Origin of the sequence: Streptomyces griseoflavus (assembly GCF_014649995.1) — a bacterium.
GTDB classification, from domain to species: Bacteria; Actinomycetota; Actinomycetes; order Streptomycetales; family Streptomycetaceae; genus Streptomyces; species Streptomyces griseoflavus.
On sequence record NZ_BMUC01000022.1, the window covers coordinates 1 to 19,941 of the forward strand.

At 72.2% G+C, this 19,941-nt stretch carries 16 protein-coding genes and 1 pseudogene; 6 read left to right on the forward strand and 11 right to left on the reverse strand.

The window, feature by feature from the left end:
* Positions 1 to 365: pseudogene (locus IE172_RS31475) on the reverse strand (M23 family metallopeptidase); the annotation flags it as partial.
* A gap of 351 nt (positions 366 to 716) precedes the next feature.
* Positions 717 to 1,979 carry an SLC13 family permease gene (locus IE172_RS31480; protein WP_190100844.1) on the reverse strand — a complete coding sequence of 421 codons (1,263 nt, stop codon included), beginning with the start codon at positions 1,977 to 1,979 and terminating at the stop codon, positions 717 to 719.
* Positions 1,980 to 2,073: 94 nt separating this feature from the next.
* Here IE172_RS31480 and IE172_RS31485 point away from each other — a divergent pair, with 94 nt between their 5' ends.
* Complete coding sequence (locus tag IE172_RS31485) at positions 2,074 to 5,238, forward strand: sacsin N-terminal ATP-binding-like domain-containing protein (protein ID WP_190100753.1); 3,165 nt, start codon at positions 2,074 to 2,076, stop codon at positions 5,236 to 5,238.
* Between the two features lie 159 nt (positions 5,239 to 5,397).
* On the opposite strand, the gene nhaA is transcribed toward IE172_RS31485, so the two are convergent.
* The 3 genes from nhaA to IE172_RS31500 form a co-directional block, all read right to left on the reverse strand.
* On the reverse strand, positions 5,398 to 7,299 hold the full coding sequence (gene nhaA, locus IE172_RS31490; RefSeq protein ID WP_190100754.1) for a Na+/H+ antiporter NhaA: 1,902 nt from the start codon (positions 7,297 to 7,299) through the stop codon (positions 5,398 to 5,400).
* 139 nt (positions 7,300 to 7,438) lie between these two features.
* Positions 7,439 to 9,841: an HAD-IC family P-type ATPase gene (locus IE172_RS31495; RefSeq protein ID WP_190100755.1), complete on the reverse strand. Its 2,403-nt coding sequence runs from the start codon at positions 9,839 to 9,841 to the stop codon at positions 7,439 to 7,441.
* Between the two features lie 147 nt (positions 9,842 to 9,988).
* A complete protein-coding gene (locus tag IE172_RS31500) occupies positions 9,989 to 10,246 on the reverse strand; it encodes a DUF2530 domain-containing protein (protein ID WP_190100756.1) in 258 nt (85 codons plus the stop codon).
* Positions 10,247 to 10,449: 203 nt separating this feature from the next.
* Here IE172_RS31500 and IE172_RS31505 point away from each other — a divergent pair, with 203 nt between their 5' ends.
* Positions 10,450 to 11,895 (forward strand): NCS2 family permease, encoded by a 1,446-nt coding sequence (locus IE172_RS31505; RefSeq protein WP_190100757.1) that lies wholly within the window; start codon positions 10,450 to 10,452, stop codon positions 11,893 to 11,895.
* A 17-nt stretch (positions 11,896 to 11,912) separates the two neighbouring features.
* On the opposite strand, the gene IE172_RS31510 is transcribed toward IE172_RS31505, so the two are convergent.
* Positions 11,913 to 12,095 (reverse strand): ribbon-helix-helix protein, CopG family, encoded by a 183-nt coding sequence (locus IE172_RS31510; protein ID WP_190100758.1) that lies wholly within the window; start codon positions 12,093 to 12,095, stop codon positions 11,913 to 11,915.
* Between the two features lie 157 nt (positions 12,096 to 12,252).
* Here IE172_RS31510 and IE172_RS31515 point away from each other — a divergent pair, with 157 nt between their 5' ends.
* Together IE172_RS31515 and IE172_RS31520 are read left to right on the forward strand one after the other, a co-directional pair.
* Positions 12,253 to 12,690: a MarR family winged helix-turn-helix transcriptional regulator gene (locus IE172_RS31515; protein ID WP_190100759.1), complete on the forward strand. Its 438-nt coding sequence runs from the start codon at positions 12,253 to 12,255 to the stop codon at positions 12,688 to 12,690.
* Positions 12,691 to 12,739: 49 nt separating this feature from the next.
* Positions 12,740 to 14,104: an MFS transporter gene (locus IE172_RS31520; RefSeq protein WP_190100760.1), complete on the forward strand. Its 1,365-nt coding sequence runs from the start codon at positions 12,740 to 12,742 to the stop codon at positions 14,102 to 14,104.
* On the opposite strand, the gene IE172_RS31525 is transcribed toward IE172_RS31520, so the two are convergent.
* Positions 14,077 to 14,715, reverse strand: coding sequence for a Uma2 family endonuclease (locus tag IE172_RS31525; protein WP_190100761.1), 639 nt, complete (start codon positions 14,713 to 14,715; stop codon positions 14,077 to 14,079). The two genes, IE172_RS31520 and IE172_RS31525, sit on opposite strands and share 28 nt — an antisense overlap.
* 113 nt (positions 14,716 to 14,828) lie before the next feature.
* Here IE172_RS31525 and thpR point away from each other — a divergent pair, with 113 nt between their 5' ends.
* Positions 14,829 to 15,401: an RNA 2',3'-cyclic phosphodiesterase gene (gene thpR, locus IE172_RS31530; protein ID WP_190100762.1), complete on the forward strand. Its 573-nt coding sequence runs from the start codon at positions 14,829 to 14,831 to the stop codon at positions 15,399 to 15,401.
* A gap of 131 nt (positions 15,402 to 15,532) precedes the next feature.
* Here the strand turns inward: thpR and IE172_RS31535 are convergent, their stop codons facing one another.
* The 3 genes from IE172_RS31535 to IE172_RS31545 all read right to left on the reverse strand — a co-directional run bounded on the left by IE172_RS31535 (position 15,533) and on the right by IE172_RS31545 (position 17,948).
* On the reverse strand, positions 15,533 to 16,525 hold the full coding sequence (locus IE172_RS31535; protein WP_190100763.1) for an aldo/keto reductase: 993 nt from the start codon (positions 16,523 to 16,525) through the stop codon (positions 15,533 to 15,535).
* 44 nt (positions 16,526 to 16,569) lie between these two features.
* The gene (locus IE172_RS31540) at positions 16,570 to 17,160 is read right to left on the reverse strand and encodes a Uma2 family endonuclease (protein WP_190100764.1); all 591 of its coding nucleotides are present in this window, start codon (positions 17,158 to 17,160) and stop codon (positions 16,570 to 16,572) included.
* 110 nt (positions 17,161 to 17,270) lie between these two features.
* Positions 17,271 to 17,948, reverse strand: coding sequence for an SGNH/GDSL hydrolase family protein (locus IE172_RS31545; RefSeq protein WP_190100765.1), 678 nt, complete (start codon positions 17,946 to 17,948; stop codon positions 17,271 to 17,273).
* Positions 17,949 to 18,036: 88 nt separating this feature from the next.
* Here IE172_RS31545 and IE172_RS31550 point away from each other — a divergent pair, with 88 nt between their 5' ends.
* Positions 18,037 to 19,023 (forward strand): TolB-like translocation protein, encoded by a 987-nt coding sequence (locus IE172_RS31550; protein ID WP_190100766.1) that lies wholly within the window; start codon positions 18,037 to 18,039, stop codon positions 19,021 to 19,023.
* A 12-nt stretch (positions 19,024 to 19,035) separates the two neighbouring features.
* Here IE172_RS31550 and IE172_RS31555 read toward each other — a convergent pair whose 3' ends face one another.
* Positions 19,036 to 19,872 (reverse strand): TetR/AcrR family transcriptional regulator, encoded by an 837-nt coding sequence (locus tag IE172_RS31555; protein WP_190100767.1) that lies wholly within the window; start codon positions 19,870 to 19,872, stop codon positions 19,036 to 19,038.
* Between the last annotated feature and the right edge of the window lie 69 nt (positions 19,873 to 19,941).

The window sequence follows — 19,941 nt, forward strand, 5'->3', positions numbered from 1 at the left end:
ACCGGGGTGCCGGTCGGGACGGCGTAGTCCTGGCCGGAGTGCTTGGAGGCCCACATGCCGCCGTTGGCGGCGTAGCTGGCGGAGAGCTGGTAGCTCTTCACCGGCGAGACCCAGGACGCCTGCTTCTTCTCGGCGGCCTTGGCTGCCTTCTGGGCCGTGACGGCCTGCGTCTTCGCGGCCTCGGCCTGGGCGGCGGCCTGCGCCTGGACGGCGGTGGCGCTGCCGGACACGGCCGTGTTCTCGGCGGCGGCGACCGCGACCCCGGCTCCCAGGACGACCGTTGCGCCCAGGCCGGCGGCCATGACTCCCGCACGGGTGCGGGTCAGGGGCGTACGGGGGAGACGGGACGTGACGCGCTCGAACATCGAAACCTCATGGGGGAGGGGGCGGGGGAAACCATCCGCGGAACAGGTCCGTGCCGCGCTGGCCGTTCCTTGGTAGCCCGACCCGCCCAAAAGCCGCAAAGGTGTGACCTACGACGAAAGGCCGTAGCCAGGGCGTGAGACCCACGTCTCTTGACGAAGGCATACCTGTGGGGCGAAACCCCCCATTTCAAGCTGATCGGCGGGCGCTAAGTGCCGAATGTCCGGCTTGAGGGGCGTGGCTTTTCGACTATTCCGGGTAGTACGGTCCGTCCGGCTTGTGGAGCATGTCACCGGGCGCCCGGTCCGGGACCCCGGCGGATGTGGCGTGGGTCTCCGGGCCCGCCGCCCCGGTCAGCCGCCCAGCACCTCCAGCGACACCCACAGCGCCACCGTCGACGCCACCAGCGTCAGGGGGACGGTGGCCAGGCCCAGCAGCGTGAAGCGCCTCAGGCTCACCTCGTGGTCGTGGTGGTGGACGATCCGCCGCCACAGAAGAGTGGCCAGCGAGCCCACGTAGGTGAGGTTGGGGCCGATGTTGACGCCCAGCAGGACGGCGAGGACCGCGCCGGGACCGGACGGCGCGGCCAGGGGGACGAGGGCGAGGACCGCCGGCAGGTTGTTGACCAGGTTGGCGAGCAGCGCCGCGATCCCCGCGACGGCCAGCAGGGCGGGGAGCGTCGTGCCGTCGGGGAGGACGGCGCCGAGCGCGTCGTCCAGGCCGTGGTCCAGGACCGCCCGGACGACCACGCCCAGGGCGAGGACGAACGCGAGGAACGGCGGGTCGGCGGAGCGGACGATCGCCACCGGGGTGGTGTGCCGGCGGGCCAGGGCGCGCACGGCCAGCACGGTCGCGCCGGCCGCCGCCGCCCACGCCGGGTCGATGCCCGCCGCGGACGCCAAGGCGAACCCGGTGAGCGTCGCGGCCACCGTCAGCAGCGCGAACCAGGGCACCTCCACGGGCTCCTCCGGCGCCTGGGCGGCCGTGGGCGGCGCGTCGAGGTCGGCGGCGAAGAAGCGGCGGAAGACGGCGTACTCCACGGCGATCGCCACCAGCCACGGCAGGGTCATCAGCAGAGCGAACCGGGTGAAGGTGAGCCCCGTCGCGGTGAACGCGAGCAGGTTCGTCAGGTTCGACACCGGCAGCAGCAGGGACGCCGTGTTCGACAGGTGCGCGCCGGCGTAGACGTGCGGGGCCGGGCGGGCTCCCATACGGGTGGCGGTGGCGAACACCACCGGCGTCAGCAGCACCACGGTGGCGTCCAGACTGAGCGCCGCGGTGATCAGCGAAGCGAGGGTGAAGACCGCGCCGAGCAGCCTGCGCGGCCGGCGGCGGGCCCAGCGCGCCATCCAGGTCCCGCAGGCGTGGAACAGTCCCTCGTCGTCGCAGAGCTTGGCGAGGACCAGCACGGCCGCCAGGAACCCGATCACCGGACCGAGCCGGGCGGCCTCCTCGCGCACCGCCTCCAGCGAGATCGCGCCGGTCGCGACCACGACGCCGGCCGCGGGCACCGCGAACGCCGCCTCCGGCCAGCGGAAGGGACGGGCGACGGCGCACACCAGCACCACGGCCAGGGCGGCGACGGACAGCGATTCCAGCAGCACGGCACCGATCATCCCCAGGGGTGCGGCGGACGGGGACACCGCCTCGCCAGACGGAGCGGTACCTTCGTGCTCACGCCGATCAGGGCGGCCGATGAGGAGAGTCAACGTGAGCAAGTACGTGCGGCCCGCCGCCGAGGGTGCCGATCCGTTCGGGACGGCCCGGCTGCGGCGCGGTGTCCTGGACGCCTGGGCCACCAGTCCCGCCCGCTTCCGTGAGGACGCCAACGCCGAGGAGGACCTCGTCCTCGGCGGGTACCGGGACCGACTCGTCGTCGAGCTCGCGCAGAACGCCGCGGACGCCGCCGCCCGGGCCGGCGTGCCGGGACGGCTCCGGCTCACCCTGCGGGACGGGGTCCTCGTGGCCGCCAACACCGGGGCCCCGCTGGACGCGGCCGGCGTCGAGTCGCTGTCCACGCTGCGCGCCTCCGCCAAGCGGGACGCGCCGGACCGGGCCGTGGGCCGCTTCGGTGTCGGGTTCGCCGCCGTGCTCGCCGTCACCGACGAGCCCGCCGTCGTCGGACGGCACGGCGGGGTCAGGTGGTCGCTGGCCGAGGCGCGCGACCTCGCGCACGACACCGCCGGGCGCAGCGCCGGGCTGGGGGACGAGATCCGCCGGCGCGACGGGCACGTACCGCTGCTGCGGCTCCCCTTCGCGGCCGAGGGCACCGCCCCCGACCCCTACGACACGGCCGTCATCCTCCCGCTGCGGGACACGGCCGCCGCCGACCTCGCCGAGCGGCTGCTGCACGCGATCGACGACGCGCTGCTGCTGGCCCTGCCGGGCCTGGAGGACGTCGTCGTCGAGATCGGGGACGCCGAGCCCCGTACGGTGCGGCGGCGCGACGAGGACGGCCTCACCGTCGTCGAGGACTCGCGCGAGGGGACGACCCGGTGGCGTACCGCCGCCGCGCACGGGCCGCTCACCCCCGACCTGCTCGCCGACCGGCCGGTCGAGGAGCGGCTGCGGCCGCACTGGTCGGTGACCTGGGCCGTTCCCGTCGACGCCGACGGCAGCCCCGCCCGGCCCCGCACCAGCCCCGTCGTGCACGCGCCGACCCCGAGCGACGAGCCCCTCGGCGTGCCCGCGCTGCTCATCGCCTCCCTCCCGCTCGACTCCACCCGCCGGCACGCCGCCCCCGGCCCGCTCACCGACTTCCTCGTGCAGCGCGCGGCCGACGCCTACGCCGGGCTGCTCGCCGACTGGCGGCCGGTGACCGCCGGGATCATCGGCCTCGTGCCCGGCCCGCTCGGCAAGGGCGAACTGGACGGCGCCCTGCGCCAGGCCGTCCTGGAGCGGCTGCCGCGCACCTCCTTCCTGCCGCCGGCCGTCCCGCCGGGGGGACAGGACGAGGGCGACGACGAACTGCCCGAGTCCCTGCGGCCCCGGGACGCCGAGGTCGTCGAGGGGGCGGGGGCCGACACCGTACGCGTCCTGGCGGAAGTGCTCCCCACGCTCCTGCCCGCCGGCCTCGAACGCCGCGCCGAGCTGCGCACCCTCGGTGTCGCCCGGGTGCCGCTCACCGACGCGGTCGACCGGCTGGCCGGCCTGGAGAAGTCCCCCGACTGGTGGCGGCGGCTGTACGACAGCCTCGCCGGGGTCGACCCCGACCGGCTGTCCGGGCTGCCGGTGCCGCTGGCCGGGGGCACCACCCAGGCATTCGGCTCCGGGGGAGGACGGACGACGATCGGGCCCCGGCACGTGCTGCTGCCGACCCCCGACTCGGCCTCCCTCGACGCAGGGCTCCTCGCCCGGCTCGGTCTCAAGGTCGCCCACCCGGACGCCGCGCACCCCCTGCTGGAGAAGCTCGGCGCCCTCCCCGCCACCCCGCGCGCCGTCCTCACCACCCCGCAGGTGCGGGCCGCCGTCGCCGCCTCGCTGGACGACGACGGCGGGACGAACTGGGAGGAGGACACCCCGGACGCCGAGGAACTCGCCGACACCGTGCTCGGACTGGTGCGCGACGCCGCCCTCGAACCGGGTGACGAGCCCTGGCTGGGCGCGCTCGCCCTGCCCGACGAGGACGGCGAACTCTCCCCGGCCTGCGAACTCGTCTTCCCCGGCGGCCCCTTCGCCCAGGTCATGCGCGAGGGAGAACTCGCCGCAGTGGACGGCGAACTGGCCGGCAAGTGGGGCGAACAGCCGCTCGCCGCCTGCGGAGTGCTGGTGGACTTCGCCCTGGTCCGCGCCACCGACGTCGTCCTCGACCCCGACGAACTGGAACCCCGCGAAGGGGACTTCGCCGAACCGGACGACGCCGGGCTGCTGGACGCCGTGGACGTGTGGAGCGAGGACGTCCTCGACCGCTTCCCGGACAGTCCCGTGCCGCCGGTCGCCACCGAGATCGTCGCCGTGCGCGACCTCGACCTCGTGGACGACGACCGCTGGCCGCAGGCCCTCGCCCTGCTGTCCCGGCCCCCGCTGCGCGACGCGCTCGTCCAGCCGGTGCGCGTCCTGCTGCACGACGGCACCCACGAGGTCGTACGGCCCTACACCGCGTGGTGGCTGCGCGGGCACCCGGTGATCGGCGGACGCCGCCCGGCCGGACTGCGGGCCGCCGGGAGCGATCCGCTGCTGCGGGGCCTGTACGACGAGGCGGACGCCACCGGCTTCGAAGACGAGCAGGTGCTGCGCGCCCTCGGCGTACGGACGTCCGTGGCCGCCCTGCTCGACGAGCCCGGCGGCGCGGCCGAGCTCCTCGACCGGCTCGCCGACCCCGCCCGGCCGGTCACCGCCGCCCAGCTGCACGCCCTGTACGGGGCGCTGGCCGAGCTGGACCCCGAGCAGGTGACCCTGCCGGACGATCTGCGGGCGGTGGTCGACGGCCGGGTCGAGGTGGTGGACGCCGCGGACGCGGTGGTCGTCGACTCGCCCGACCTGCTGCCGTTCACGTCGGGCGTCCCGCTGCTGCCGGTCCCGCCGGCGCGGGCCGCCGACCTGGCGGAGCTGTTCCAGGTGCGGCGGCTGAGCGAGTCCGTCACCGGGGAGATCGGCTCCGAGGGCACCGAGCACGACGTACCGGAGTCGGTGCGGGTGCTGCTCGGGCCGGGGACGCCGGCGTCGTACGTGGAGCACGAGGAGCTGGTCGTCGACGGTGTCGAGATCGACTGGCGGCTGGCCGACGACGGGGTGCCGCACGCGGCGACGCTGGAAGGGGTGGCCGCGGGGCTCGCCTGGGCGGCGGGGCAGTGGCCGCGGCGCTTCGAGGTGGCGGCGCTGCTGGAGGACCCGTCCCGTACGGAGGAGCTGGCGCGCGACCGCTGGTTCGACTGACCCCGGCCGCGGGGTCCGGGCCCCTGGGCTTCCGGCCCTGACCCCCGGCGGGTACACCTCCGGCGTCCGGGTTGTGCCCGGTGCGGGTGCGGGGCGGGGGCGGAGCGTTGCTTGTCCGGGCCCGCCGCCGGTCTTGCGGCGGCGGGCCCGGGGTGGGCGTTACTCCGACGGGGCGCGGGTGGCGCCGGAGGGGGCGTCGGCGGAGGCCTCCAGTTCGCGGGCCAGGGTTTCCGCGTCGTACGGGCCGGTGTGCCGGCGGTTGCCGATGAAGAACGTCGGCGCGCCGCGCACCCCGCTGGCCTCCGCGCTGGCGGCGTCCGCGCGGACCCGCTCGGCGGTCTCCTCGGTGTCGAGGTCGCGGAGGAACTTCTCCACGTCGAGGCCGAGGTCGGCCGCGTACCCCGCGGTGTCCTCGTACTCGAGCTCGTCCTGGTGCTGGTAGAGCAGGTCGTGCATCTCCCAGAAACGTCCCTGCGCGTCGGCCGCGACGGCCGCCCGCGCGGCGAGCTCGGAGTGCGGGTGGACGTCGGGCAGCGGCAGGTGCCGGAACACGTAGCGGAACCGGTCGCCGAAACGCTGCCGCAGTTCCTTGGTGACGCCGGTGGCGCGGGCGCAGAACGGGCACTCGAAGTCGCCGTACTCCACCAGCGTCAGGGGCGCCTCCGGGGGACCGAGGATGTGGTCCTTCTCCGGGTCGACCGGCCGGTCCAGGAAGCGGGGCAGATCCGCGTCCGTCTGGCCCTTCAGCACCGCGGCCAGGTGGAACACGATCCAGCCGAGCACGGTGGCGAACACGGCGGCCAGCAGCACACCGACGGTCGCCTCGGCGCGCACGGCCGGGTCGTCGAAGGCGAGCTGGACGATCAGCAGGGAGACGGTGAACCCGAGCCCGGACAGCGCGCCGCCGCCCAGGACGTGGCCCGGAGCCACCCCCGTCGGCAGCTTGCCCAGTCCGAACCGGGTGCCGAACGCGGCACCGCCCCAGATGCCGATCGTCTTGCCGGCGACGAGACCCACGACCACCGCCCAGGTGAGCGAGGAACCGAGGGCGTTGGTAAGGACGCCGTCGCGCAGGTCGACGCCGGCGTTGGCCAGGGCGAACACCGGGACGATCACGTAGCTGGACCAGGGGTGCAGGACCGTCTGGAGCCGCTCGTTGACGGAGACGGCCTTCTGCAGTCCCTTGCGTGCCGTCTTGCCGACGTCGGCGCGGGGCGACTGGCGGAAGGCGCGGAAGAGCCGCGCGGCCTGCTCGACCCCCTCGCGGGAGGGCTTGCGGGCGGGGATGAGCAGACCGCCGAGCATGCCCGCGATGGAGGCGTGGAGTCCGGCGTTGAGCGTGGCGAGCCACATCACCAGGACGATCAGCACGTACGGGGCGGAGCGCCAGACGCCGAAGCGGGTCAGCGCGGAGAGGACCACGCCGAGGAGCAGCGCGGCGATCAGCTCGGGCACGTTGATGCTGCCGGAGTAGACCACACCGATCACGGTGACGGCCACGATGTCGTCGATGACGGTGATGGCGAGCAGGAAGACACGCAGCTGGGTGACGAACCGGGGGCCCACCACGGCGAGGGCGCCCAGCATGAACGCCGTGTCGGTGCCGATGACGACACCCCAGGCCCTGGCGGCGTCACCTCCCGGCGCGATCGCCAGGTAGAGCAGGACGGGCACGAGCATGCCGCCGATGCCGGCGAGGCCCGGGATCACGATCCGCCGGCGGTCGTTCAGCGAGCCGACGGAGAGTTCGTGGCGCACCTCCAGACCGATGACGAAGAAGAACAGGGCCATCAGTCCGTCGTTGACCCAGTGGCTCAGGTCCATCGACAGGCGGGCGTCGCCGAGTGTGACGGACGCCTCAGTGTGCCAAAGAGATGTGTACGCTTCCGACCAGGGCGAATTCGCCCATATCAGGGCGACTGCCACGGCGACCAGGAGCAGCCCGGCGCTGCCCGCCTCGGTCGACATGAAGGCCCGCACCGGCGCGGACAGTTGGGCCGCCAGTTCGCTTCTTCGCGACTGGGACTGGGAGTTCACGGTCTTCTTCCCGCGCAGCTTCATCAGGTTTTCCGTCTCCGATCACTTGGGTCGGCAGACTCCATGGTCCCGCATGGCGGGTGTGACGTGGAGCACCCGACGTCGCGAAGGGAGACGCGGAAGGCCGTGTGAGCAGCCACGACGGCCCCGTGGCGGGGGGCGTCTACGCGGGGATCCGCCGGTCCACCCACCGCCACAGCAGCTCCAGCACCCCGGCCGCGACGACCGCGATACCGGCCGCCGTCCACGGCATGGTCATGCCCACCAGCTTCAGTGCGAAGAAGTGCTGGAGCCACGGCACCACCAGCACCAGCAGGAACGCCCCGCCCATCGCCGCCACCAGACCGATCCGCCACCAGGTGTAGGGCCGGGCGATGATCGCCAGCACCCAGATCGAGATCAGGAACAGCGTCAGCGTCGCCGCGCTCGTCTCCGCCTCCAGCGAGCCCTCGCCGCTGTAGTGCTCCCGCGCGATCAGGTACGTGGTGAAGGTGGCCGTCGCGGCCAGCACCCCGCCGGGGATCGCGTACCGCATGACCCGCTTCACGAAGTTCGGCCGGGCGCGCTCCTTGTTGGGGGCGAGCGCCAGGAAGAACGCCGGGACGCCGATGGTGAGCGTGGACAGCAGCGTCAGGTGGCGCGGCAGGAACGGGTACTCCACCTGCGAGATCACCACCAGCACCGCCAGCAGCACCGAGTACACCGTCTTCACCAGGAACAGCGTCGCGACCCGGGTGATGTTGCCGATCACCCGGCGCCCCTCCGCCACCACCGACGGCAGCGTGGCGAAGCTGTTGTTCAGCAGCACGATCTGCGCGACCGCCCGGGTGGCCTCGGAGCCGGAGCCCATCGCCACGCCGATGTCGGCGTCCTTCAGCGCCAGCACGTCGTTCACGCCGTCACCGGTCATCGCCACGGTGCGGCCGCTCGACTGGAGCGCGCCCACCATGGTCCGCTTCTGCTGCGGGGTGACCCGCCCGAACACCGTGCCCTCGTCGAGTTCCCTCGCCATGGCGTCCCGGTCCCCGGGCAGCCCGCGCGCGTCCACCGCCGTGCCGGACAGGCCGAGCTTGGCGGCGACCGCGCCCACCGACACCGCGTTGTCGCCGGAGATGACCTTGGCGCGGACGTCCTGCTCGGCGAAGTAGCGCAGGGTGTCGGCGGCGTCGGGCCGCAGCCGCTGCTCCAGCACCACCAGCGCGACCGGCCGTACGTCCTCGGCGGCGGCGGGGTCGTCGACGTCCACCCCGTCGCGGGCCCGGGCGAGGAGCAGCACGCGCAGCCCCTGCTCGTTCATCCGCACCGTCTCGGACAGCGCCGGGTCCCCGGCGTCCAGCAGCACGTCCGGGGCGCCCAGCAGCCAGGTGACGGCCGCCCGGCCCGGCTCCTCCTCGAACGTCGCGCCGCTGTACTTGCGGGCGGAGGAGAAGGGCAGCGTGTCGGTCAGGCGCCACTCGGTGGTGTCCGGGAACGCGTCGATGAGCGCCTGGAGGGAGGCGTTCGGGCGGGGGTCCGCCGAGCCGAGCTCGCCCAGCACCTTGCGCAGGTACGCCTCGTCGCCGTCGCCCAGCACCCGCAGCTCGGTGACGTCCATGCCGCCCTCGGTGAGCGTGCCGGTCTTGTCCAGGCAGACCGTGTCGACCCGGGCCAGCCCCTCGATCGCGGGCAGCTCCTGCACCAGGCACTGCTTGCGGCCCAGCCGGATCACGCCGATCGCGAAGGCGACGGAGGTGAGCAGCACCAGCCCTTCCGGGACCATCGGCACGATGCCGCCGACGGTGCGGGCGACGGAGTTCTTCAGCTCGTTGTCCTTGACCACCAGCTGGCTGATGACCAGGCCGATCGCGGTCGGCACCATCATCCACGTCACGTACTTGAGGATCGTGGAGATGCCGCTGCGCAGCTCGGAGTGGACGAGGGTGAAACGGGACGCCTCCTCGGCGAGCTGCGCCGCGTAGGCCTCCCGCCCCACCCTGGTCGCCTGGAAGGAGCCGCCGCCCGCGACGACGAAACTGCCGGACAGGACCTGGTCCCCGGGCTTCTTCACCACCGGGTCGGCCTCGCCGGTGAGCAGCGACTCGTCGATCTCCAGGCCGTCCGCCTCGACGCACACCCCGTCGACGACGACCTTGTCGCCAGGACCGACCTCGATCAGGTCGTCCAGCACGATCTGGGACGTGCCGATCTCGGCGGCCGTCCCGTCCCTGCGCACCGTGGGCCGCACCTCGCCGATCACCGCGAGGGAGTCCAGGGTCTTCTTCGCCCGCCACTCCTGGACGATGCCGATGCCGGTGTTGGCGAGGATCACGAAGCCGAACAGGCTGTCCTGGATCGGCGCGACGACCAGCATGATCACCCACAGCACGCCGATGATCGCGTTGAACCGGGTGAAGACGTTGGCGCGGACGATCTCGGTCAGGGAGCGGCTGCTGCGCACCGGCACGTCGTTGACCAGGCCGCGGGCCACCCGGTCGGCCACTTCCGCCGAGGTCAGCCCGGTCACCGCGGAGGTGACCGTGGAGGGGGGCGCGGCAGCGGTCCGGGCGTCCGCGTCGAGATGCGTCATGCATCCGACGTTACGTGCGGACCAGGGGCCGCACCCACCCGAACGGCGGAAGATCCGACCAGGGGAGGACGGCCGCGGAAGGGCCGTAGGCCCAGGGTCGTACGGCGGTGGCGGGGACGGCGGTCGGGCCCGCGGGCGCCGGGCGCCTCAGGCGGTGCGCTCCGCCTCCGCCCGCTTGATCGCGGCGTCGCGCCTGCGGACGTACCAGATGCCGATGAAGCCGAGCCCGCCGCCGGCCAGGCAGGTCCACAGCCACCAGGTGTGCCCGTGGTCGTCGAACCAGCCGTAGAAGGGGAGCTGGACCAGGAAGAGGACGAACCAGACGATCGTGCCGCCGGTGATGGTGGCGACCACGGGGCCCTCCAGGGGCTCCGGCGCCTCGTGCTTGGGGGTCCACTTCGCCATGCGCACAGCTTACGAGGGCCGTCGGGGGGCGCATCGAGTGAGGTGTGCCGCAGTGGGCGCATGTCCGGCCACGTTCGTCTACGCGCGGAGATAGCATCGACGTCGTTATATGTTCATACTGAATCCGTTTGCCTCTGACCGCTTTCATTCGTAGAAAACACCAAAGGGCCTCGTGAGAGGCCCGCAGGTGATGAGGTCCCCGCATGTCCACGTCGGCCCCCGCCAAGGTGCCCACCCCCGAGCAGCCGGGGTCCGGCTCCGGCGTCCTCGACCGCTACTTCCGGATCAGCGAGCGCGGCAGCACCCTGTCGCGTGAGGTCCGCGGCGGTTTCGCCACCTTCTTCGCGATGGCCTACATCATCGTGCTGAACCCGATCATCCTGGGCGGCGCGAAGGACATGTACGGCCACCAGCTGGACAACGCCCAGCTGGTCACCGCGACCGCCCTGACCGCGGCGTTCACCACGCTCCTCATGGGCGTCATCGGCAACGTCCCGATCGCGCTCGCCGCCGGCCTCGGCGTGAACTCGGTCGTCGCGCTCCAGCTCGCCCCGCGCATGTCCTGGCCGGACGCCATGGGCATGGTGGTGCTGGCCGGCTTCATCGTCATGCTGCTGGTCGCCACCGGTCTGCGCGAGCGCGTGATGAACGCCGTCCCGTACGGGCTGCGCAAGGCCATCGCCATCGGTATCGGCCTGTTCATCATGCTGATCGGCCTGGTCGACTCCGGCTTCGTCTCCCGTATCCCGGACGTCGCCCAGACCACCGTCCCGCTCCAGCTCGGCGGCACCGGTCACCTCGACGGCTGGCCCGTCCTCGTCTTCGTCCTCGGCACGCTGCTCACGCTGGCGCTGATCGTGCGCAAGGTGCCCGGCGCCATCCTCATCTCCATCGTCGCCATGACGGCCGTCGCGCTGGTCATCAACGCCTTCGCGGACATCGAGTCCTGGGGCCTGACCACGCCCACCTGGCCCGGCAACCCGGTCGCCTCCCCCGACTTCGGCCTGCTCGGCCAGGTCAGCCTGTTCGGCGGCTTCGGGAAGGTCGGGGTGCTGACCGGCGTCCTGTTCGTCTTCACCGTGCTGCTGTCGTGCTTCTTCGACGCGATGGGCACGATCATGGGCGTCTCGGACGAGGCCAAGCTGACCGACGGCGAAGGCCAGATGCCCGGCATCAACAAGGTCCTGTTCATCGACGGTGTCGCGGTCGCCGCGGGCGGCGCCAGCTCCTCCTCGGCCACCACCGCCTTCGTGGAGTCCACGGCCGGTGTCGGCGAGGGCGCGCGGACCGGCTTCGCCAACGTGGTCACCGGCGGTCTGTTCGCCGTGGCGCTGTTCCTCACGCCCGTCGCCACCATGGTCCCGTCCCAGGCGGCCACCCCGGCGCTGGTGGCGGTGGGCTTCCTGATCCTGGCGGGTTCGATCAAGGAGATCGACTGGGCGGACTACACGATCGCCGTCCCGGCCTTCGTGACGATGCTGATGATGCCGTTCACCTACTCGATCACCAACGGCATCGGCATGGGCTTCATCACCTTCGCCGCGCTGCGCCTGGCGGCCGGCCGCGGCCGGGAGGTCCCGCCGGCGATGTACGCGGTGGCCGCGGTCTTCGCCTTCTACTACCTGATGCCCGCACTGGGCCTCACCTGAGCTGAGGACGCGGGGCCTCAGGTGACCCCGTAGAACCTCTCCGTCTCCTCGACGGCGGCCTGGAACCGCTGGTCGAAGTCATCGCGCATGAGCGTCCGGACGACATAGTCCTGGACGCTCATGCCGCGTTTGGCGGCATGTGCCCGGAGCCGTTCGAGCAGCTCGTGGTCCATGCGAAGGCTGAGCACGTCGGTCCCCATGCGCACGAGCGTCGCCGCACACCACCGTGCGGCACGTGGTGTTTCGTGGCCGGATCACTCGTACGGGTGATCTCGCGTGACAGGAGTGGCAGGTCTCACGGGAAGGCCGCGCTTTTCCGGTGGTCTTTAGCGAGAGTAATGAGTTACTCTAACGAACATGCCGGACTTCAGCCATGGCGACGACGCAGCCGCCGTGAACGCCCTCCGCTCCGCCGTGATGCGGCTGTCCCGTCGGCTCAAGCACCAGCGCGTCGACGAATCCCTCAGCCCCACCGAGATGTCGGTGCTCGGCACGCTGGCCCGCTGCGGCCGCGCCACCCCGGGCGAGCTCGCCCGCAAGGAACACGTCCAGCCGCCGTCGATGACCCGCATCGTGGCGCTGCTGGAGGCCAAGGGACTCGTCCGCCTCGAACCGCACCCCGACGACCGGCGCCAGAAGGTCGTCACACAGACCGAGCAGGCCGAGGCGATGCTCGAGGAGAGCCGCCGCAAGCGGAACGCGTTCCTGGCGACGCTGGTGGAGGAGCTCGACGAGGACGAGTGGGCGAAACTGCGCGCCGCCGCCCCCGTGCTGGAGAAACTCGCGCACATCTGAGCACGCACGCCGGCCGCGGGCAGCGGCCACAGCAAGGAGGCGAAACCCTTTGAGTACGGGATCCGGAGCAGCTTCCGCCCCCGCACCTGACCACCGCGACACCCTGGCCGCCCGCGACACCCCCGCCCGCAGGAACTCCATGTTCTCCTCGCTGAGGATCAGGAACTACCGCCTGTTCTTCCTCGGCCAGGTCGTCTCCAACATCGGCACCTGGATGCAGCGCATCGCCCAGGACTGGCTGGTGCTGAGCCTCACCGGCTCCTCGGCCGCCGTCGGCATCACCACGGCCCTGCAGTTCCTGCCGATGCTCCTGTTCGGCCTCTACGGCGGCGTCCTCGTCGACCGGCTCCGCAAGCGGCCCACCCTCATCGTCACCCAGACCGCGATGGCCCTCACCGCACTCGCGCTCGCCGTCCTCACCCTGACCGGCAGGGTCGAGGTCTGGCACATCTACGTCGCCGCCTTCGCCCTCGGACTCGCCACGGTCGTCGACAACCCCGCCCGGCAGGCCTTCGTCTCCGAGCTCGTCGGCCCCGGCCAGCTGCAGAACGCGGTCAGCCTGAACTCCGCGAACTTCCAGTCCGCCCGCCTGGTCGGCCCCGCCGTCGCGGGCCTGCTGATCACCGGCGTCGGCACGGGCTGGGCGTTCCTCCTCAACGGCCTGTCCTTCGTCGCGCCGCTCACCGGCCTGATGATGATGCGCGCCCGCGAACTGCACGCCGTCGAGCGCGCCCCGCGCGGCAAGGGACAGCTGCGGGAAGGCCTGCGCTACGTCACCGGGCGGCCCGAGCTGCTCTGGCCGATCGTCCTGGTCGGCTTCATCGGCACCTTCGCCTTCAACTTCCCCGTCTACCTCTCGGCCTTCGCCGACGACGTCTTCGACGGCGGCGCGGGCGTCTACAGCATGTTCAACACGCTGATGGCGGTCGGCTCCGTCTCCGGCGCCCTGCTCGCCGCCCGGCGCGGCACGGCCCGGCTGCGGCTGCTGATCGTGGCCGCCATCGCGTTCGGCGCGCTGGAGATCCTGGCCGCGGCGTCGCCGCAGCTGTGGATGTTCGCCCTGATCATGGTCCCGCTGGGCCTGTTCTCGATGACGGTCAACGTCACCACCAACACCAGCCTCCAGATGGCCACCGACCCGGTCATGCGCGGCCGTGTCATGGCCCTCTACATGATGGTGTTCCTCGGCGGCGCCCCCGTCGGCGCCCCGATCGTCGGCTGGATCACCGACACCTACGGCGCCCGCGTCGGCTTCGCGGCCGGCGGCGCGGTCGCGGTGGCCGCGGCGTCCGTCATCGGCCTGATCCTCGCCCGGCTCGGCGGCCTGCGGCTGTCCGTGGGCTGGGACCGGGGCCACCCGCGCGTACGGTTCGTGCCCCGGGAGCGTCAGGAGGCGCTGGCGCCGGTGGCGTGATCGCCGCCGGGCCGCGCCCCCGGCCGGTCGCGGGGGAACTCGTCGGTCCCGAGGACGAGACCGACGGCCGTCCGGAGCAGATCGATCTCGGTGCCGAAGCCGAAGTGCACGCCGCCGTGGTACTTCCCGTCCTCCGGCAGCGTGTGCAGGTGCCATTCGGCGGTGTACGGGTCCACGACCAGGTACACCGGCACGCCGGCGGCGGCGTAGGCGTCCTTCTTGGGGCCGTAGTCGTTCCCCGCGGTGCTCCGGGAGATCACCTCGGCGACGAACTCGACGTCCTCGCAGCGCCACCGGCCTTCAGCGTTCTGGGCCGCGCCCTCGGCCAGGAGGGTCACGTCGGAGGCGAAGCCGTTGAGATGCCCCGGGTAGTCGATGCGGACGTCGGACTTGACCCGCTTCCGCGGGTACTTCACGCGCAGTTGTTCGACGATGTCGAGAGTGATCTCCCAGTGCGTGTCCCGCTGCGGCGTCATGAAGATGTGCCCCCCGACGATCTCAGTCCTGTAACCCTCGGGGACGGGCATCTTCTCCAGCCACGCGAACATCGTGTCGAGTGTGAGCTCGTCGCTGCTCTCGGCCATCGCGATCCTGTCGTCGAGGACGGTCATCGTGGCGCTCCTCCCCGGCTGCCGCTCGATGCGTGCAACCGCGCGGTACAACGATACGCACGGTGACCGGGACACGCGGGAGCGTACGCGCGTTCCCCTGTGAGACTGGGGGCATGAGACTCTTCGCCGCCGTGCTGCCCCCCGAGGACGTCGTCCGGGCGCTCGCCGTCGAGGTCGGGCGGCTGCGGGAACTGCCCGGGGCGGACCGGATGCGGTGGACCGAGCGGGCCGGGTGGCACTTCACGCTGGCGTTCTACGGGGAGGTCGGTGAGGAGCTGGTGCCCGGGCTGACGGAACGCCTGGCACGGGCCGCCGCCCGCACCGAGCCGTTCGGGCTGGCGCTGCGCGGCGGCGGCCAGTTCGGGCGGGGGAAGGCCCTGTGGGCCGGCGCGGAGGGCGACCTCGCGGCCATGGGCCTGCTGGCCGGGCGGGCCGAGGCGGCCGCCCGGAAGGCGGGCGTGCCGATGGGCGAGCACCGCCGCTACAAGGCCCACCTGACGCTGGCCCGCAGCCGGGACGGCGTCGGCGTGCGGCCGTACCTAGACGCCCTGGAGGACTTCCGCTCCCGCACCTGGACCGTGGAGGAACTGGTGCTGGTGCGCAGCCACCTGCCGAGGTCCGGGATCCCGGGCGAGCAGCCGCGCTACGAGGCGGTCGCCCGCCGCGCACTGGGCGCGGCCGGTTAGGCTCGACGGCGTGGACCCGAAAACCCGGAACCGGATCATGGCCGGTGCGCTCGTATTGATGTTCGTCGTCGTGGGGCTGGCGTCGGCGCTGGGCAGGTAGCGCCGACGCCGGCCCGCACGGCTGCCCGCGCTTACCAGGCGAAGGCCTCCGGGGACGGACCCGGACCCGGGAAGATCTCGTCCAGCGAGGTCAGCATCTCCTCGCTCAGCTCCAGCTCGACCGCCCGCAGCGCGGACGCGAGCTGCTCGGCCGTGCGCGGACCGACGATCGGGCCGGTCACGCCGGGCCGGGTGAGCAGCCAGGCCAGCGCGGCCTCGCCGGGCTCGATGCCGTGCTTGTCGAGCAGGTCCTCGTACGCCTGGATCTGCGCGCGTGCGGTGGGGTCGGCGAGGGTGTCGGCGGCCCGTCCGGAGGCGCGGCGGCCGCCCTCGGCCTGCTTCTTGAGCACACCGCCCAGCAGTCCGCCGTGCAGCGGCGACCACGGGATCACCCCGAGCCCGTAGTCGCGGGCGGCCGGGATCACCTCCATCTCGGCGCGGCGCTCGGCGAGGTTGTACAGGCACTGCTCGCTGACCAGCCCGATGGTCCCGCCACGCCGGGCGGCGATCTCGTTGGCCTGGGCGATCTTGTAGCCGGGGAAGTTCGAGGAGCCGACGTAGAGGATCTTGCCCTGCTGGATCAGGACGTCGACCGCCTGCCAGATCTCGTCGAACGGGGTGTCCCGGTCGATGTGGTGGAACTGGTAGACGTCGATGCGGTCGGTGCCCAGCCGCTTCAGCGAGGCGTCGACCGCGCGCCGGATGTTCACGGCGGACAGCTTGTCGTGGTTGGGCCACGCCTCGCCGTCGGCGCCCATGTTGCCGTACACCTTCGTCGCGAGGATCACCTTGTCGCGGCGGTCGCCGCCCTTGGCGAACCAGCTTCCGATGATGCTCTCGGTGCGGCCCTTGTTCTCGCCCCAGCCGTACACGTTGGCGGTGTCGAAGAAGTTGATACCGGCGTCCAGCGCCGCGTCCATGATGGCGTGACTGTCCGCCTCGTCGGTCTGCGGACCGAAGTTCATCGTCCCGAGGACGAGCCGGCTGACCTTGAGACCTGTGCGTCCGAGCTGCGTGTACTTCATGTTCATCAAGCCAACGGCTTGGAGTGCGCTCTATGCAAGAGGGGTCAGTCGTGAGGGAAGCCGTCGGTCTTGAGGACGAGGCCCACATGGGTGGTGGTCATGTCGACCTCCCCGCCGTAGTTGACGGACGTGTCGCTCACGTAGGTGCCGTCCTTGGGATGGGTGAACAGACGGCACTTGCGGACATAGGGATCGGCGATCAGATAGACCGGTACCTCCGCGAGGGCGTACGCGGTCTTCTTGGGGTCATAGTCGTTCCGCGCGGTGTCCTTCGAGATGACCTCGGCGACGAACTCCACGTCCTGGTAGCGCCACTTGCCCTTGTCGTCCTTCTGCGCTCCGTCCCTGATCTTCGCCACGTCCGGGCAGAACCCGTTCCGGTAACCGGGGAAGTCGATGCGGACATCCGAGAACAGCCTGGCCTCTCGCCCGAACCGGTCTTCCAGAGCCCAACGGATCACACGGATGGTTTCCCAGTGGATGTCCCGCTGCGGCGCCATGTAGACGGCCCCCCCGACGATTTCGACCTTGTATCCCTCGGGGACGGGCATCTTCTCGAGCCGGTCGAACATCTCGTCGAGCTGGCGCGTGTTGTCGCTCTCGGCCATCGCGATCCTGTCGTCAAGGACGGTCATCGTGGCGCTCCTCCCCGGCCGCCCACGGACGAGTGCGGCCGCGCGGTACAACGATACGCACGGTGAGCTGGGCACGGGGCGGGCCGCATATGCCAGCCCCCCCGGGACCGCTACACCGCTCCGTACGGCCCGCCCAGCCCCCACCCGTGCCACATCGCCTCCGCGAACGCCGCCGCGAGCTTGTGTTCGCCGGCCTCGTTGGGGTGGGTGCCGTCGTAGGTGTCCGTGTGGAAGTCGTACGACTGCGGCGGGGGGACGAGCAGCAGCGGGGAGCCCGGTTCGTCGAGGTCGGCGACGGTCTTCGCGAGGAGTTCGTTGAAGCGGGTGACCTGCTCGGCGAAGGAGGGGTCGGCCTCCACCCGGATGTTGCGGATCACCGGCATGACGGCGACGCGGACGCGCGGCCGGGCCGCCCGCGCCCCGGCGACGAACGCCCGCACGTTGTCCGCCGTCTGCTCGGCGTTGGTGTAGAAGCCCAGGTCGATCAGGCCCAGCGACACCAGCAGCACGTCCGCCCGGCAGGAGCGCACGGCGTCGCCGATCAGCGGGGTCATGTGGTGCCAGCCCTCGCCCCAGCCGGCCAGGTGGGCGCGGGGGAAGTCCGGGTCGGCGTACGCGTGGGAGGTCGGGGCGTCCGCGGACGGGTCGTGCAGCGTCTCGCGCGGGCCGACCAGCGTGAAGGGGCCGCCGTACGCCGTGCACAGGTGCTGCCACAGTCGGTAGCGCCAGGTGTGTTCACCCGAGCTCCCGATCGTCATCGAGTCACCTACGGGCATGAACCTGAGCACCCGATCATCATCCTGGATCGGTCCGGCCGCCGCGATGTGAGACCCGACACCCGCCGTGAAGTCCGCTGCACCATGGCAGTCTTGGCCCATGCGCAGACCCTTCGCCCTGCTCGCCGCGACGCTCCTCGCGGGCGCGCTCGCCGTGCCCTCCGCCTCCGCCGCCGACGGCGGCAAGGGCTTCACGGTCAAGGACCCGCGCATCACCGAGTCGAGCGGGCTCGCCGCCTCCCGCCTCCACCCCGGCGTCTACTGGACCCACAACGACAGCGACGACGGCCCCTACCTGTACGCCGTCGACAGCGCGACCGGCGAGACCGTCGCCCGTCTCACCCTGACCGGCATCGGCACGCCCCGGGACGTCGAGGCGATCTCCGTCGGGCCCGGCAACCGGATCCTCGTCGGTGACATCGGCGACAACCTCGGCGGGACGTGGCCCTACGTCTGGATCTACGAGCTGCCCGAGCCGAAGGAGCTGAAGGACGCCACCGTGCGGGCCACGCAGTACGTGGTGAAGTACTCCGACGGGGCCCGCGACGCCGAGTCGATGGTCGTGCACCCGAAGACGGGGCGCGTCTACATCATCGACAAGAGGGAGGAGGGCGGGCACCTCTACGAGGGGCCGGAGAAGCTCTCCGCGTCCGGGGACAACGTCTTCCGGCCGGTCGCCCCCGTCGAACTGTGGGCCACCGACGCCGCGCTCTCCCCGGACGGCGAGCACCTCGCCGTGCGCGGCTACTTCGGCGGCATCCACTACGCCTGGAACGGCGGGAAGCTCCGGCGCGAGGGCCGGCTGAGCGTGCCGCTCCAGGGGCAGGGGGAGTCCGTGACCTACTCCGCCGACGGCTCCCGGCTCCTGTACGGCAGCGAGGGCAGCGAGAGCCCCGTCGAGTCCCGCGAGGCGCCGGGCGCCGGCGAGGGCGGGGGCGGCGGCGGGAACGGCGCCCGCGCGGAGGACGGGAAGAGCGTCGCGGACGGCGGCGACGGGACCACCGTAAAGATCGGCGCGGTGACGCTGGCCGTGGTCGTCGCGGCCCTCTTCGGGCTGGGCCGCCTGCGCCGCCGCCGCGGGCGCTGAGCCGGGAGCCGGTCAGCCCTCCGCCGGGCCCGGGGCCGGCCGGTCCTCTTCCGGGCCCGGGGCCGGGGCCGGCCGGTCCTCCGCTTCCGACTTCCGGCGGGCGACGAACTCCTCCAGGCCGTCCAGGATGCGCTGCAGCCCGAACTCGAAGTGGTCGAAGCCGGAGCCGAAGGTGTCCTCGGAGAGGCCGGCCAGGACGGGGTAGCGCCCGCTGCTCATGGCCTTCTCCAGGGCCGGCCGCTGCGCCTCCCAGAACTGCGCGTCCGTCAGCCCCGAGGTGCGTTCGGCGTCCTCCTGGTACAGCTGCGTACGGGCGGCGCCGACGACGTACCCCTCGACCGTGATGATCGCCGACAGCAGTTCCGGGTCGGACAGGCCCATCGGTTCGATCCGGGCGAGCACCTTCTCCAGCCCGTCCAGCGCGCTCGGGCCGAGGATCGGGCGGGACTGGTTGACCTCCAGCAGCCAGGGGTGCCGGCGGTACAGGGCGAGGGTGCCCCGCCCCAGCGCCTCCAGCGCGGCGCGCCAGCCGCCGTCGCCGAGGCCGGTGGGATCGGCCGAGGTGCGCTGCACCCGGTCCAGCATCAGGTCGAGCAGTTCGGCCTTGCCGGGGACGTAGCGGTACAGGGACATCGTGCCGGTGCCGAGCTCCGTGGCGATCCGGCGCATCGACAGGGCGCCGATCCCGTCCCGGTCGGCGACCTCGACGGCGGCCTCCACGATCCGTTCGAGGGTCAGGCCGGGCTTCGGCCCCCTGCTGGGCCGCGGTGCGGTGTCCCACAGCAGGTCGAGGGTGCGCGCGATGTCGCCGCTGCCACTGGTCTCCGTACCGCTCCCACCGCTGCTCATGAGGGCAGTTTAGAACCGCCCGGAATAATTGGGTACACCGTACGCGCCCATCGGGTACGGTGTACCCAG

What these genes read in the sequence shown, in the direction of transcription:
- IE172_RS31555 (WP_190100767.1), bottom strand. Translation starts at nt 19,872, where the DNA reads ATGAGCAGCGGTGGGAGCGGTACGGAGACCAGTGGCAGCGGCGACATC.
- IE172_RS31480 (WP_190100844.1), bottom strand. Translation starts at nt 1,979, where the DNA reads ATGATCGGTGCCGTGCTGCTGGAATCGCTGTCCGTCGCCGCCCTGGCC.
- IE172_RS31510 (WP_190100758.1), bottom strand. Translation starts at nt 12,095, where the DNA reads ATGGGGACCGACGTGCTCAGCCTTCGCATGGACCACGAGCTGCTCGAA.
- IE172_RS31495 (WP_190100755.1), bottom strand. Translation starts at nt 9,841, where the DNA reads ATGACGCATCTCGACGCGGACGCCCGGACCGCTGCCGCGCCCCCCTCC.
- IE172_RS31505 (WP_190100757.1), top strand. Translation starts at nt 10,450, where the DNA reads ATGTCCACGTCGGCCCCCGCCAAGGTGCCCACCCCCGAGCAGCCGGGG.
- IE172_RS31500 (WP_190100756.1), bottom strand. Translation starts at nt 10,246, where the DNA reads ATGGCGAAGTGGACCCCCAAGCACGAGGCGCCGGAGCCCCTGGAGGGC.
- IE172_RS31550 (WP_190100766.1), top strand. Translation starts at nt 18,037, where the DNA reads ATGCGCAGACCCTTCGCCCTGCTCGCCGCGACGCTCCTCGCGGGCGCG.
- IE172_RS31540 (WP_190100764.1), bottom strand. Translation starts at nt 17,160, where the DNA reads ATGACCGTCCTTGACGACAGGATCGCGATGGCCGAGAGCGACAACACG.
- IE172_RS31525 (WP_190100761.1), bottom strand. Translation starts at nt 14,715, where the DNA reads ATGACCGTCCTCGACGACAGGATCGCGATGGCCGAGAGCAGCGACGAG.
- IE172_RS31515 (WP_190100759.1), top strand. Translation starts at nt 12,253, where the DNA reads ATGCCGGACTTCAGCCATGGCGACGACGCAGCCGCCGTGAACGCCCTC.
- thpR (WP_190100762.1), top strand. Translation starts at nt 14,829, where the DNA reads ATGAGACTCTTCGCCGCCGTGCTGCCCCCCGAGGACGTCGTCCGGGCG.
- nhaA (WP_190100754.1), bottom strand. Translation starts at nt 7,299, where the DNA reads ATGAAGCTGCGCGGGAAGAAGACCGTGAACTCCCAGTCCCAGTCGCGA.
- IE172_RS31535 (WP_190100763.1), bottom strand. Translation starts at nt 16,525, where the DNA reads ATGAAGTACACGCAGCTCGGACGCACAGGTCTCAAGGTCAGCCGGCTC.